At 73.6% G+C, this 14,121-nt stretch carries 1 protein-coding gene and 1 pseudogene; both read left to right on the top strand.

The window, feature by feature from the left end; all coding sequences use genetic code 11:
• The first annotated feature begins 3 nt into the window (after positions 1-3).
• On the top strand, positions 4-7,479 hold the full coding sequence (locus tag Prubr_RS30705) for a type I polyketide synthase (RefSeq protein WP_425517958.1): 7,476 nt from the start codon (positions 4-6) through the stop codon (positions 7,477-7,479).
• Positions 7,416-14,041: pseudogene (locus tag Prubr_RS38385) on the top strand (type I polyketide synthase). Before Prubr_RS30705 ends, Prubr_RS38385 begins: the two are co-directional and overlap by 64 nt.
• The last annotated feature ends 80 nt before the right edge of the window (positions 14,042-14,121 follow it).

Below are 14,121 nucleotides of genomic sequence, written 5' to 3'. Positions count from 1 at the left end.
CGTTTGCCGACCAACGCGACAGGTGAATCCCCGATGGCCAATGAAGCAAAGCTCCGCGAATACCTCAAGCGGGTCACCGCCGACCTGCACGAGACCAGCGAGCGCCTGAAGGCCGTCGACGAGAAGAACCACGAGCCGATCGCGATCGTCGGCATGAGCTGTCGCTACCCCGGCGGCGTCCGGTCGCCCGAGCAGTTGTGGGAGCTGCTGGCCGACGGTGGCGACGGGATCACCGAATTCCCCGTCGACCGTGGCTGGCCCACCGACGAGGCGTACGACCCGACCGGCGAACGTCGCGGCTCCACGTACGCCCGCGAGGGCGGGTTCCTGCACGACGCCGGGAAATTCGACCCGGAGCTGTTCAAGATCTCGCCGTACGAGGCACTGGCGATGGATCCGCAGCAGCGGCTGATGCTGGAGGCGTCCTGGGAGGCCATCGAGAACGCCCGGATCGATCCGCTGTCGCTGCGCGGTACCCGGGTCGGCGTCTTCGCCGGAATGATGTACCACAACTACGCCGCCGGGCTGGGGGAGGTGCCCGAGACCATCGACGGCTTCATCGGCGGCGGCACGGCGAGCAGCGTGCTCTCCGGTCGGGTGGCGTACACCTTCGGTTTCGAGGGTCCGGCGGTGACCGTCGACACCGCCTGCTCGTCGTCGCTGGTGGCGTTGCACCTCGCGGTGCAGTCGCTGCGCTCCGGCGAGTGCTCGCTGGCGCTGGCCGGCGGGGTGACGGTGATGACCACCCTGGAGACGTTCATCGACTTCAGCCGCCAGCGGGGGCTCGCCCCGGACGGGCGGTGCAAGTCCTTCGCCGACGCCGCCGACGGCACCGGCTGGTCCGAGGGCGTGGGCATCCTGCTGGTGGAGCGGTTGTCGGATGCCCGGCGGCTCGGGCATCGGGTGTTGGCGGTGGTGCGGGGTTCGGCGGTGAATCAGGACGGTGCGTCGAATGGTTTGACGGCGCCGAACGGTCCGGCGCAGCAGCGGGTGATCCGGCAGGCGTTGGCGTCGGCGCGGTTGTCGGCGGTTGATGTGGATGTGGTGGAGGCGCACGGTACGGGTACCACTCTTGGTGATCCGATCGAGGCGCAGGCGTTGTTGGCGACGTATGGCGGTCAGCGGGGTGTGGGTGGGCCGTTGTTGTTGGGGTCGGTGAAGTCGAATATCGGTCATACGCAGGCGGCCGCTGGTGTGGCTGGTGTGATCAAGATGGTGTTGGCGATGCGGCACGGGGTGGTGCCGGCGACGTTGCATGTGGACGTGCCGTCGACGAAGGTCGACTGGACTGCCGGGGCGGTCGCCCTGGCCACCGAGTCGGTCCCGTGGCCGGAGACGGGTCGGCCGCGTCGGTCGGCGGTGTCGTCGTTCGGTATCTCCGGTACCAATGCGCACGTCATCGTCGAGCAGGGTGATCCCGAACCCGACCGGCCGGCCGGGTCGGGCGTCGGGGTGCTGTCCGGTGGGCCGTGGTTGGTGTCGGGTCGCTCGGCGGAGGCGCTGGCGGGGCAGGCGGCCCGGTTGGCCGGCTTCCTGCGTGACCGGCCGGCTCTCGATCCGGCGGGTGTTGCCTGGTCGTTGGCGGTGTCGCGGGCGGGTCTGGAGCATCGGGCGGTGGTGTCCGGTGCCGGTCGTGAGGACCTGTTGGCCGGGTTGGACGGCTTGGCCGGCGGGGGTGTGTCGTCGGCTGGTGTGGTGACCGGGCAGGTGGTGTCTGGTCGTCGGGCGGTGTTGTTCACGGGGCAGGGTGCGCAGCGGTCGGGGATGGGGCGGGAGTTGTATGCCCGTTTTCCGGTGTTCGCGGAGTCGTTCGACCGGGTGTGTGGGTTGTTGGATGTGGAGTTGGATCGGTCGTTGCGGGAGGTGGTGTTCGAGGACGGGTCGGGTCTGTTGGATCGGACGGTGTTTACGCAGGCGGGGTTGTTCGCGGTTGAGGTGGCGTTGTTCGATCTGTTGTCGTCGTGGGGGGTGCGGCCGGATTTTGTGGCGGGGCATTCGGTTGGTGAGGTGACGGCGGCGTATGTGGCCGGGGTGTTGTCGTTGGGGGATGCGTGTCGGTTGGTGGGGGCGCGGGGTCGGTTGATGCAGGGGTTGCCGGCTGGTGGGGGGATGTTGGCGGTGGGTGCCGCCGAGGACGAGGTCCGTGCCCTGCTGGCTGGTGTCGGGGTGGATGTGGCGGCGGTGAACGGTCCGCGGTCGGTGGTGTTGTCGGGTGCCGTCGACGAGCTTGATGCCCTGCGGGACCGGTGCGTGGAGCGGGGTTGGCGGGTGCGTCGGTTGGCGGTGAGTCATGCGTTTCATTCGCGGTTGATGGAGCCGATGCTGGCCGGGTTCGGGGCGGTGTTGGCGGGGCTGGAGTGGCGGCCGGCGGTGTTGCCGGTGGTGTCGAATGTGACCGGGCGGGTCGCCGGGCCTGGTGAGTTGACGGATCCGGAGTACTGGGTGCGGCATGTGCGGGAGGCGGTGCGGTTCGCTGACACGGTCGGGTTCCTGCACGGGCAGGGTGTGGAGACGTTCCTGGAGGTGGGGCCGGACGCGGTGTTGACGGCGATGGCGGCGGAGAGTCTGCCGGCCGGGGCGCACACGATCCCGACGCTGCGCCGCGACCAGTCCGAGGTTGACGGGCTGTTGGCGGCGTTGGCCCGGTTGCACGTGACGGGTACGTCGGTGGACTGGCCGGCGTGGTTCACCGCGAACGGTGCCCGGCCGGGGCTGGTCGACCTGCCCACGTACGCGTTCCAGCACCAGCGCTACTGGCTCGACGCCCGCACCCGGACATACGAGCCCACCACCGCACGGGCCAACCCCGTCGACGACGCGTTCTGGCAGGTCATCGAGAGCGAGGACGCCGCCGCGCTCGCCGAGACCCTGGCCGTCGACGTCACCGCACCACTCGGTACGGTGCTGCCCGCGCTGTCCCGCTGGCGTCGCCACCGGGACGAACAGGCCAGCCTCGACGCCTGGCGCTACCGGATCGCCTGGCAGCCGCTGCCCGACGACGAACCCACCCGCCCCGACACCCGACTGCTTCTCGTCGTACCGGCCGGCGCCGGAGAGAACGTCGACGCGTGGGTGGACGCCCTCACCGGCCCCGGCGTACATGTCCTGACCGTCGAGGCCGACACCGACCGGGCCCGCCTCGCCGGGGCACTGGGCGAGGCACTCGCCACCGGCGGGACCACCGATGTCCTGTCCCTGCTCGGCCTCCGCGCCGGCCACCACCCCGAGTCGGACTCCGTGCCGGCCGCGCTGGCGGACACCGTCACACTGGCCCAGGCGGCCGGCGACACCGGTGCCGCCGGCCGGCTCTGGATCGCCACCCACGCCGCCGTCACCCTCGGCGCCCGCGACCCTCGCGTCGATCCCGTGCAGGCGATGCTCTGGGCGCTCGGTGGCGTGCTGCGGGCCGAGCACCCGCACCGCCACGGCGGCCTGCTCGACCTGCCCGCCCGACCCGACCCGCGCACCGTACGCCTGCTGCGCCGGATGATCGGCGGCGCGCAGGAACAGGTCGCGCTCCGCGCCACCGGCGCCCACGCCCGCCGGCTGGTGCGGGCCCGGCCCGGCACCGCCGGCCCGCGTGGCACCTTCGACCCGCGCGGTACCACCCTGGTCACCGGCGGCACCGGAGCTCTCGGCGCACACGTCGCCCGCGCCCTGGCCGCCGCCGGCGCCGAACACCTGCTGCTGGTCAGCCGGCGGGGCGCCGACGCCCCCGGCGCGGCGGCGCTCGCCGGGGAACTGGCCGCCACCGGCACCCGGATCACCGTCGCCGCCTGCGACGTGGCCGACCGCACCGCCCTCGCCGAACTGCTCGCCACCGTGCCCGCCGACGCGCCGCTCACCAGCGTCGTGCACACCGCCGCCGCCCTCGACGACAGCCTCCTCGACACACTGACCGTCGCGCAGATGGCCACCGCGCTGCGGGCCAAGGTCGACGCGGCACGCCACCTCGACGAGCTGACCCGCCGGCACGAGCTGTCGGCCTTCGTGCTCTTCTCGTCGCTCGCCGGGGTGATGGGCGGCCCGGGCCAGGCCAACTACGCGCCCGGCAACGCCTATCTCGACGCCCTCGCCCAGCGCCGCCGCGCCGACGGCCTTCCGGCCACCTCGATCGCCTGGGGCCTCTGGGCCGACGGCGGGGTCAGCGCCGGCGACTTCGAACGCCGGGCCGCCCGTGGCGGTGTCGGCGCGATGGACCCCGCGATCGCGATCCGCGCCCTCACCCGTGCCGTCGAGGACGACGAGACCCACCTCGTCGTCGCCGACGTCGACTGGGACCGGGTGGCCGGCGCCGGCCGGGAGCCGGACCCACTCATCCGGGACCTGCTCACCGCCGTCCCCGCCGCCGAACCCGGCGGCGTACCGGCCGCATCCGCCCTGCGGAGCCGGCTCGCCGGACTTCCCGAGGCCGAGCAGGTGCACGTCCTGCGGGACCTGGTCCGGGCGCAGGTCGCCGCCGTGCTCGGGCACGGCGGCGCCGACCGGGTGCCGCCGGACCGCGCCTTCCGCGACCTCGGCTTCACCTCGTTGGCCGCGGTAGAGCTACGCAACCGGCTCGACGCCGCGACCGGGCTCACCCTGCCCGCCACGCTGGCCTTCGACCACCCGACCCCCACGGTCCTGGCCGGCCATCTGCGGGCCGAACTGCTCGGCGCGAAGGCCCTGCCCAGTACGCCCGCCGGGGCCGTACGGCCGGCCGACGACGACCCCGTCGTCATCGTCGGCATGGGCTGCCGATTCCCCGGCGGGGCGGAATCACCGGACCGCTTCTGGCAGCTGCTCGCCTCCGGCACCGACGCCATGTCCGGCTTCCCGACCGACCGGCACTGGGACCTGGACGCCCTCCTGGACCCCGACCGTAGCCGGCCCGGCACGTCGTACGTCTCGGCGGGCGCCTTCCTCGACGACGCCGGCGGCTTCGACGCGGAGTTCTTCGGTATCTCGCCGCGTGAGGCGGTGGCGATGGATCCGCAGCAGCGGTTGCTGTTGGAGGTTTCCTGGGAGGCGGTCGAGTCCGCCGGTATCGACCCGTCGAGCCTGCGCGGTGCCCGGGTCGGTGTCTTCGCCGGCACCAACGGCCAGGACTTCGACCACATCGTCCGCGGGGCCGGCGAGTCCCTCGCCGGGTACGGCGCCACCGGCGCATCCGCCAGTGTGTTGTCGGGTCGGGTGGCGTATACGTTCGGGTTCGAGGGTCCGGCGTTGACGGTTGATACGGCGTGTTCGTCGTCGTTGGTGGCGTTGCATCTGGCGGTGGGGTCGTTGCGGTCGGGTGAGTGTGATCTGGCGTTGGCTGGTGGTGTGACGGTGATGGCGACGCCGGGGGCGTTTGTGGAGTTTTCTCGGCAGGGTGGGTTGTCGGGGGATGGGCGGTGTCGTGCGTTTGGTGAGTCGGCTGATGGGACGGGTTGGGGTGAGGGTGTTGGTGTGTTGTTGGTGCAGCGGTTGTCGGATGCGCGGCGGGATGGTCGGCGGGTGTTGGGGGTGGTGCGGGGTTCGGCGGTCAATTCGGATGGTGCGTCGAATGGTTTGACGGCGCCGAATGGTCCGGCGCAGCAGCGGGTGATCCGGCAGGCGTTGGCGTCGGCGCGGTTGTCGGCGGTTGATGTGGATGTGGTGGAGGCGCACGGTACGGGTACCACTCTTGGTGATCCGATTGAGGCGCAGGCGTTGTTGGCGACGTATGGGCAGGGTCGGGTGGTTGATCGGCCGTTGTTGTTGGGGTCGGTGAAGTCGAATATCGGTCATACGCAGGCGGCCGCTGGTGTGGCTGGTGTGATCAAGATGGTGTTGGCGATGCGGCACGGGGTGGTGCCGGCGACGTTGCACGTGGACGTGCCCTCGACGAAGGTCGACTGGACCGCCGGGGCGGTCACCCTCGCCACCGGGCCGGTCCCGTGGCCGCAGACGGATCGGCCCCGCCGGTCGGCCGTGTCGGCGTTCGGAATCTCCGGCACCAATGCCCACGTCATCGTCGAGCAGGGTGATCCCGAACCCGACCTCGCGGCGGTGGCCCCGACCCGGGCACCGGCCGTGCTGCCGTGGGTGCTGTCGGCGCGTACCACGGCGGCGCTGCCCGCCCAGGCGGCCCGGCTCGCCGGCCACCTCCGCGCCCGGACCGGACTGTCGCCGGCCGACGTCGGCTGGACGCTCGCCACCACCCGCGCCGGGCTGGAGCACCGCGCGGTGGTCGTCGGCGCCGACCCCGACGAGCTCCTCGCCGGCCTGACCGCACTGGCCGACGACCGTCCCCACCCGGCCCTGGTGACGGGGCGGGCCGGCACCGCCCGGGTGGCGCTGCTCTTCACCGGCCAGGGGGCGCAGCGGCCCGGCATGGGCCGCGACCTGTACGACCGGTTCCCGGTCTACGCCGACGCCTTCGACCGGGTCTGCGCGCTGCTGGACGACGAACTGCCCCGCCCGCTGCGCGAGGTCGTCCTCGCCGCGCCGGGCACCCCCGAGGCGGCCCTGCTGGACCAGACCGTCTTCACCCAGGCCGCGCTGTTCGCCGTCGAGGTGGCGCTGTACGAGCTGCTCGCCTCCCGGGGCGTACGCCCGGACCTGGTGGCGGGGCACTCGATCGGCGAGGTGACCGCCGCGTACGTGGCAGGGGTGCTCACCCTGCCCGACGCCTGCGCCCTGGTGTCCGCACGGGGCCGGCTCATGCAGGCCCTGCCCGTCGGCGGGGGGATGCTCGCCCTCGAGGCGTCCGAGGAGGAGGCGCTGGCGGTCGTCGCCGGCACCGCGATCGACGTCGCCGCCGTCAACGGGCCCCGCGCCGTGGTCGTCGCCGGCGCCCTCGACCAGCTCGACACGGTGGAGCGGGCCGCCACGGAGCGGGGCTGGCGGGTCCGCCGGCTGCCGGTCAGCCACGCGTTCCACTCACGCCTGACGGAGCCGATGCTCGACGGGTTCCGGGCCGCGCTGACCGGCCTGGACTGGCGGCCGCCCACGCTGCCCGTCGTGTCGAACCTGACCGGCCGGGCCGCCGAACCGGCCGAGATCGCCGACCCCGACCACTGGGTACGGCACGTCCGCGAGCCGGTGCGTTTCGCCGACGCGATCGCGTACCTGCACACCCAGGGGGTCGGTGTCTTCCTGGAGGTCGGCCCGGACGCGACGCTCACCGCGATGGCCGCCGACACCCCGGCGACCCGGACGCCCGGTTCGTTCCCACGCTGCGCCGGGACCACCCGGACAGCACCGCCCTGCTCACCGCCCTGGCCCAGCTGTACGTCGCCGGCACGCCCGTCGACTGGGCGACCCCGCTCACCGACGCCGGGGCCCGCACCCACCCGCTCGACCTGCCCACCTACGCCTTCCAGCACCACCGGTACTGGCCGGAGCCGGCCACCGGCGACGCGCGGACCGACGCCGGATCCGACCACCTCGACCGCCGCTTCTGGGCCGCGATCGAGCGGGCGGACCTCGGCGAGCTGGGCGAGGAGCTGCGGCTCGACCCGGACCAGCCGCTGAGTGCGCTGCTGCCCCGGCTGGCCGAGTGGCGGCGTGCCGGGCGCCGTCAGTCCACCGTGGACGGCTGGCGGTACCGGATCGCGTGGCGTCCCCGCCCGGTCCAACCCGCCGACCGGCTCACCGGGACGTGGCTGGCCGTCCTGCGGCCCGGCCAGCAGGACCACCCGCTGGTGACCGGCCTCGCCGCCCGCGGCGCCCGGATCGTCCCGGTCATCGCCCCCACCGTCGACCGTGCCGACCTCGCCGCGCGACTCACCGGCTGCCTCCCCGACGCCGGACCGGTCACCGGTGTGCTGTCGCTGGTCTCCCTCGCCGACGGCCCGGCCGGCGACGCGCTGGCCGTGGTGCAGGCACTCGGCGACGTCGACGTACCCGCGCCGGTCTGGTGGCTGACCCGGGGCGCGGTGTCGGTGGGCCGGTCCGATCAGGCACCGGCACCCGACGCCGCCGCCGTCTGGGGACTCGGCCGGGTCGTGGCGCTGGAGCGGCCCACCCGCTGGGGCGGGCTGATCGACCTTCCCGACGACCTGGACGACCGGGCCGTCGGCCGGCTCTGCGCGCTGCTCACCGGCCCGGACGACCCGCGACCGGACACCCCGGCCGAGGACCAGGCGGCCGTCCGCTCCTCCGGCGTCTTCGTCCGCCGGCTCGTCCGCGCCGGTGGCACGCCGGCGGACCGGACGTTCCGGCTCGCCGGCACCGTGCTCGTGACCGGCGGTACGGGTGCCCTCGGCGGCCACGTGGCGCAGTGGGCGGTCCGATCCGGCGCCGAGCACGTGGTGCTGACCAGCCGCCGTGGCGAGCAGGCACCGGGCGCCGACGACCTGGCCGGGCGGCTGCGCGACTCCGGCGCCCGGGTGACCGTGGCCGCCTGCGACGTGGCCGACCGGGCCGCCCTGGCCGGGCTGCTGGCCGGGCTGGCCGAGCGCGGCGAGCCGGTCCGCGCCGTCCTGCACGCCGCCGGGGCACCCCAGTTCACCCCGCTGACCGACGTCACCCCCGACGAGTGGGCGGCGGTGCTGCGCGCCAAGGTCGACGGCGCCGCGCACCTGGCCGACCTGCTCGACGGCGAACCGCTCGACGCCTTCGTGGTCTTCTCCTCCATCGCCGCCGTCTGGGGCAGCGCCGGCCAGGTCGCGTACGCCGCGGCCAACACCGCCGTGGACGCCCTGGTGGCCCGCCGGCGCTCCCGCGGCCTACCCGGTACGGCGGTGGCGTGGGGACCGTGGGCCGGCGCCGGAATGGCGGCCGGCGAGGCACGCGACCAGCTGGCCCGGCGCGGCCTGCCGGCGATGGCCCCGGAGCTGGCCGTGGTCGCCCTCCAGCAGGCCCTCGACCACGACGACGCGTCGGTGGTCGTCGCCGACGTGGACTGGGCCCGGTTCGCGGCCTCGTTCACCGCCCTGCGGTCCAGCCCGCTGCTCGCCGAGATCCCCGCCGCGCAGCCCGCCCCGGACGGGGCCGCGCCGGCGGCCGACGGCACCCGTACACCCCTCGGCGAACGGCTGGCCGCCCTCCCGCCGACCGAGCGGGACGCCGTGCTGCTCGACCTCGTGCGCTCCCAGGCGGCCGTGGTGCTCGGCCACCCGTCGGTGGAGTCCGTGCCGGCGGACCGGGCGTTCCAACGACAGGGCTTCGACTCGCTCACCGCCGTGGAGTTGCGCAACCGGCTGACCGCCGAGACCGGCCTCGCCCTGCCCACCACCCTCGTCTTCGACCACCCCACCCCGCAGGCCGTGGCGGCTCTCCTGCACACGGCACTGCTCGGCGGCCCGCGGGAGGTGACGCCGGTCGACGTGGCCGCGCCGGTCGACGACGACCCGATCGTCATCGTCGGCATGGCCTGCCGCCTGCCCGGCGACGTGGACACCACCGACGCGTACTGGGACCTGCTGACCGCCGGCCGGGACGGCATCTCGGGGTTCCCGCTCGACCGCGGCTGGGACGACTTCCTCGCCGGCGCGGCCGACACGTCGTTCGCCCACCGGGGCGGCTTCCTGCACGGCGCGGCCGGTTTCGACGCGGAGTTCTTCGGTATCTCGCCGCGTGAGGCGGTGGCGATGGATCCGCAGCAGCGGTTGCTGTTGGAGGTTTCCTGGGAGGCGGTCGAGTCCGCCGGTATCGACCCGTCCGGTCTGCGCGGCGCCCGCGTCGGTGTCTTCGCCGGGGCCAGCTTCCAGGGGTACGCCGCCACGTCGATGGGCCGGGACCGGGAGGTGGGCGGGCACCTGCTCACCGGCAACGCGACCAGTGTGTTGTCGGGTCGGGTGGCGTATACGTTCGGGTTCGAGGGTCCGGCGTTGACGGTTGATACGGCGTGTTCGTCGTCGTTGGTGGCGTTGCATCTGGCGGTGGGGTCGTTGCGGTCGGGTGAGTGTGATCTGGCGTTGGCTGGTGGTGTGACGGTGATGGCGACGCCGGGGGCGTTTGTGGAGTTTTCTCGGCAGGGTGGGTTGTCGGGGGATGGGCGGTGTCGTGCGTTTGGTGAGTCGGCTGATGGGACGGGTTGGGGTGAGGGTGTTGGTGTGTTGTTGGTGCAGCGGTTGTCGGATGCGCGGCGGGATGGTCGGCGGGTGTTGGGGGTGGTGCGGGGTTCGGCGGTCAATTCGGATGGTGCGTCGAATGGTTTGACGGCGCCGAATGGTCCGGCGCAGCAGCGGGTGATCCGGCAGGCGTTGGCGTCGGCGCGGTTGTCGGCGGTTGATGTGGATGTGGTGGAGGCGCACGGTACGGGTACGACGTTGGGTGATCCGATCGAGGCGCAGGCGTTGTTGGCGACGTATGGCGGTCAGCGGGGTGTGGGTGGGCCGTTGTTGTTGGGGTCGGTGAAGTCGAATATCGGTCATACGCAGGCGGCTGCTGGTGTGGCTGGTGTGATCAAGATGGTGTTGGCGATGCGGCACGGGGTGGTGCCGGCGACGCTGCATGTGGACGTGCCGTCGACCCGGGTGGACTGGTCGTCGGGTGCGGTCGAGTTGGTCACGCGGTCGCGTATGTGGCCGGAGACGGGTCGGCCGCGCCGGTCGGCGGTGTCGTCGTTCGGTATCTCCGGTACCAATGCGCACGTCATCGTCGAGCAGGGTGACCCCGAACCCGACCGGCCGGCCGGGTCGGGCGTCGGGGTGCTGTCCGGCGGACCGTGGTTGGTGTCGGGTCGCTCGGCGGAGGCGTTGGCGGGGCAGGCGGCCCGGCTGGCCGACCACCTGCGCCGCCGGCCGGACGTGCCGGTCGCGGAGGTCGCCTGGTCGTTGGCGGCCTCCCGGGCCGGGTTGGAGCATCGGGCGGTGGTGTCCGGCGGTGACCGGGACGCTTTGTTGGCCGGGCTGGCGGGGTTGGCCGACGGGAGCGTGTCCCCGGGTGTGGTGACGGGGCAGGTGGGCGCCGGTCGTCGGGCGGTGTTGTTCACGGGGCAGGGCGCGCAGCGGTCGGGGATGGGGCGGGAGTTGTACGCCCGCTTTCCGGTGTTCGCGGAGTCCTTCGATCGGGTGTGTGGGTTGCTGGATCCGGAACTGGATCGGCCGTTGCGGGAGGTGGTGTTCGAGGACGGGTCGGGTCTGTTGGATCGGACGGTGTTTACGCAGGCGGGGTTGTTCGCGGTTGAGGTGGCGTTGTTCGATCTGTTGTCGTCGTGGGGTGTGCGCGCTGATTTTGTGGCGGGGCATTCGATCGGTGAGGTGACGGCGGCGTATGTGGCCGGGGTGTTGTCGTTGGGGGATGCGTGTCGGTTGGTGGCGGCGCGGGGTCGGTTGATGCAGGGGTTGCCGGCTGGTGGGGGATGTTGGCGGTGGGTGCGGGCGAGGTCGAGGTTCGTGCGGTGATCGATGGTGTCGGGGTGGATGTGGCGGCGGTGAACGGTCCGCGGTCGGTGGTCGTCTCCGGTCTGGTCGAACAGCTCGATGTGGTGGAACGGGCGGCTGTGGAGCGGGGTTGGCGGGTGCGTCGGTTGGCGGTGAGTCATGCGTTTCATTCGCGGTTGATGGAGCCGATGCTGGCCGGGTTCGGGGCGGTGTTGGCGGGGCTGGAGTGGCGGCCGGCGGTGTTGCCGGTGGTGTCGAATGTGACCGGGCGGGTCGCCGGGCCTGGTGAGTTGACGGATCCGGGTTACTGGGTGCGGCATGTGCGGGAGGCGGTGCGGTTCGCTGACACGGTCGGGTTCCTGCACGGGCAGGGTGTGGAGACGTTCCTGGAGGTGGGGCCGGACGCGGTGTTGACGGCGATGGCGGCGGAGAGTCTGCCGGCCGGGGCGCACACGATCCCGACGCTGCGCCGCGACCAGTCCGAGGTTGACGGGCTGTTGGCGGCGTTGGCCCGGTTGCACGTGACGGGTACGTCGGTGGACTGGCCGGCCTGGTTCGCCGCGAACGGCGCCCGGCCGGGGCTGGTCGATCTGCCCACGTACGCGTTCCAGCACCAGCGCTACTGGCTCGACGAACCCGCACTCACCGGGCCGGCGTCGTCGGCCGTCGAATCCGACGGGCGGTTCTGGGCGGCTGTCGAACGACAGGACCTCACCGGGTTGGGCGAAGAGGTGGCACTCGACGCCGACCAGCCGCTGCGCGCCCTGCTGCCCGCACTCGCCGAATGGCGCCGCACCACCCGTGAGCAGTCCACCGTCGACAGCTGGCGGTACAAGGTCGTCTGGCGTCCCCTACCGGAGACCGGGCCGGCGCTGTCCGGGACCTGGCTCGTACTGGTGCCGTACACCGGTGTCGACGACGCGGTGCGGGACACCGTGACCGCCGCGCTCACCGCGGCCGGGGCGCAGGTCCGGCCGGTGGTCCTGAACGGCTCGGCGGCCGACCGCGACCTGGTCGCGAAGGCGCTGCAAGGCCCCGGCCCGGTCGACGGCGTGCTGTCCCTGGTCTCGCTCGCCGGTGGCGGGGTGGCCGAGGCGCTGCCGACGGTGCAGGCGCTGATCACGGCCGGTGTCGGCGGCCGGGTGTGGTGGCTCACCCGCGGTGCGGTGTCGGTCGGCACCTCCGACGGCCCGGTCGATCCCACCGGCACCCAGGTCTGGGGCTTCGGCCGGGTCGCCGCCCTGGAGGAGCCGGCGCGCTGGGGCGGGCTCGTCGACCTGCCCACCACAATGGACGACCGGGCCGCGCGCCTGCTCTGCGCGGCCATCTCCGGGGCCACCGGGGAGGACCAGCTCGCCGTACGTGCCGCCGGGCTGTTCGCGCGGCGACTCGTACGCGCCGCGTCCGGCCCGGCCGGCCGGGTGACCCGGCTGACCGGGACGGTACTCGTCACCGGCGGCACCGGCGCGCTGGGCGCCCGGGTCGCCGAGTGGGCGCTCCGCTCCGGCGCCGAACACGTCGTGCTGACCAGCCGGCGCGGCGAGGAGGCCCCGGGCGCCGCCGATCTGGCCCGACGGCTGCGCGAGTCCGGCGCCCGGATCACCGTGGCCGCCTGCGACGTGGCCGACCGGCAGGCGGTCGCCACCCTGCTGACCGGGCTGGCCGAGCGCGGCGACCCGGTCCGCGCCGTCGTGCACGCGGCCGGCGCGGCACAGCAGACCCCGCTGGCCGAGATCGGCCCCGACGAACTCGCCGACGTGCTGCGGGCCAAGGTCGACGGCGCGGTGCACCTGGACGACCTGCTCGACGGCCACCCGTTGGACGCCTTCGTCGTGTTCTCCTCCATCGCCGGGGTGTGGGGCAGCGCCGGCCAGGCCGGCTACGCGGCGGCCAACGCCTTCCTCGACGGCCTCGTCGCGCGGCGCCGCGCCAGCGGGCTGCCCGGCACGGCCGTGGCGTGGGGCCCCTGGGCCGGGGCCGGCATGGCCCACGGCACCGCCCAGGAACAGCTGACCCGACGCGGACTGCCGGCGATGGCACCGGACCGGGCCGTCGCCGCCCTGCAGCGGGCCCTCGACCACGACGACCCGGCCGTGGTCGTCGCCGACGTCCACTGGGAACGGTTCGCCGCCTCGTTCGTCGCACTGCGGCCCAGCCCGCTGCTCGCCGAGATCCCCGAGGCACGGACCGGCGAGCCGGAGACACCCGCCGACGCCACGACCGGCGCTGCGGCGGCCCTACGGGACCGGCTGACCGCCGCCACCGCCGCCGAACGGGACCGTATCCTGCTCGACCTGGTGCGCGGCACCGCCGCGACCGTCCTGGGGCACCCCACCCCGGCCGCGATCAAACCGGGGCGCGGCTTCCTCGACCTCGGCTTCGACTCGCTCACCGCCGTGGAACTGCGCAACCGGCTGACCGCCGAGACCGGCCTCACCCTGCCCACCACCCTGGTCTTCGACCACCCGTCGCCGGCCGCGCTCGCCGAGCACCTACGGGCCGGGCTGGTCGCCGACGACTCCGCCACCCCGCTCATCGCCGAGATCGACCGGCTCGACCGGGGCCTGCGGGCGCTGCCCCCGGACGGCGACCACACCGAGATCACCCGGCGGCTGGAGGACCTGCTGGCCCGCTGGAGCGGCCGGCGCCCGACCACGATCCCGGCGCCGCGGCGCGCCGAACCCGCCGCCGCGGACGAGGAACTCGCCAGCGTCAGCCAGGAGGAGCTGTTCGACATCATCCAGCGCGAGTTCGGCAAGTCCTGACCGTCCCGCCCCGACGATCGCACCACTGACCCTAGGGGTCGACCGGAATCTAGGGGTGTGCCGTGGGCTGTCGGGCTCCG

It is taken from the genome of Polymorphospora rubra (genome assembly GCF_018324255.1).
GTDB lineage: Bacteria > Actinomycetota > Actinomycetes > Mycobacteriales > Micromonosporaceae > Polymorphospora > Polymorphospora rubra.
This window is presented reverse-complemented; position numbering and strand designations above follow the sequence as displayed.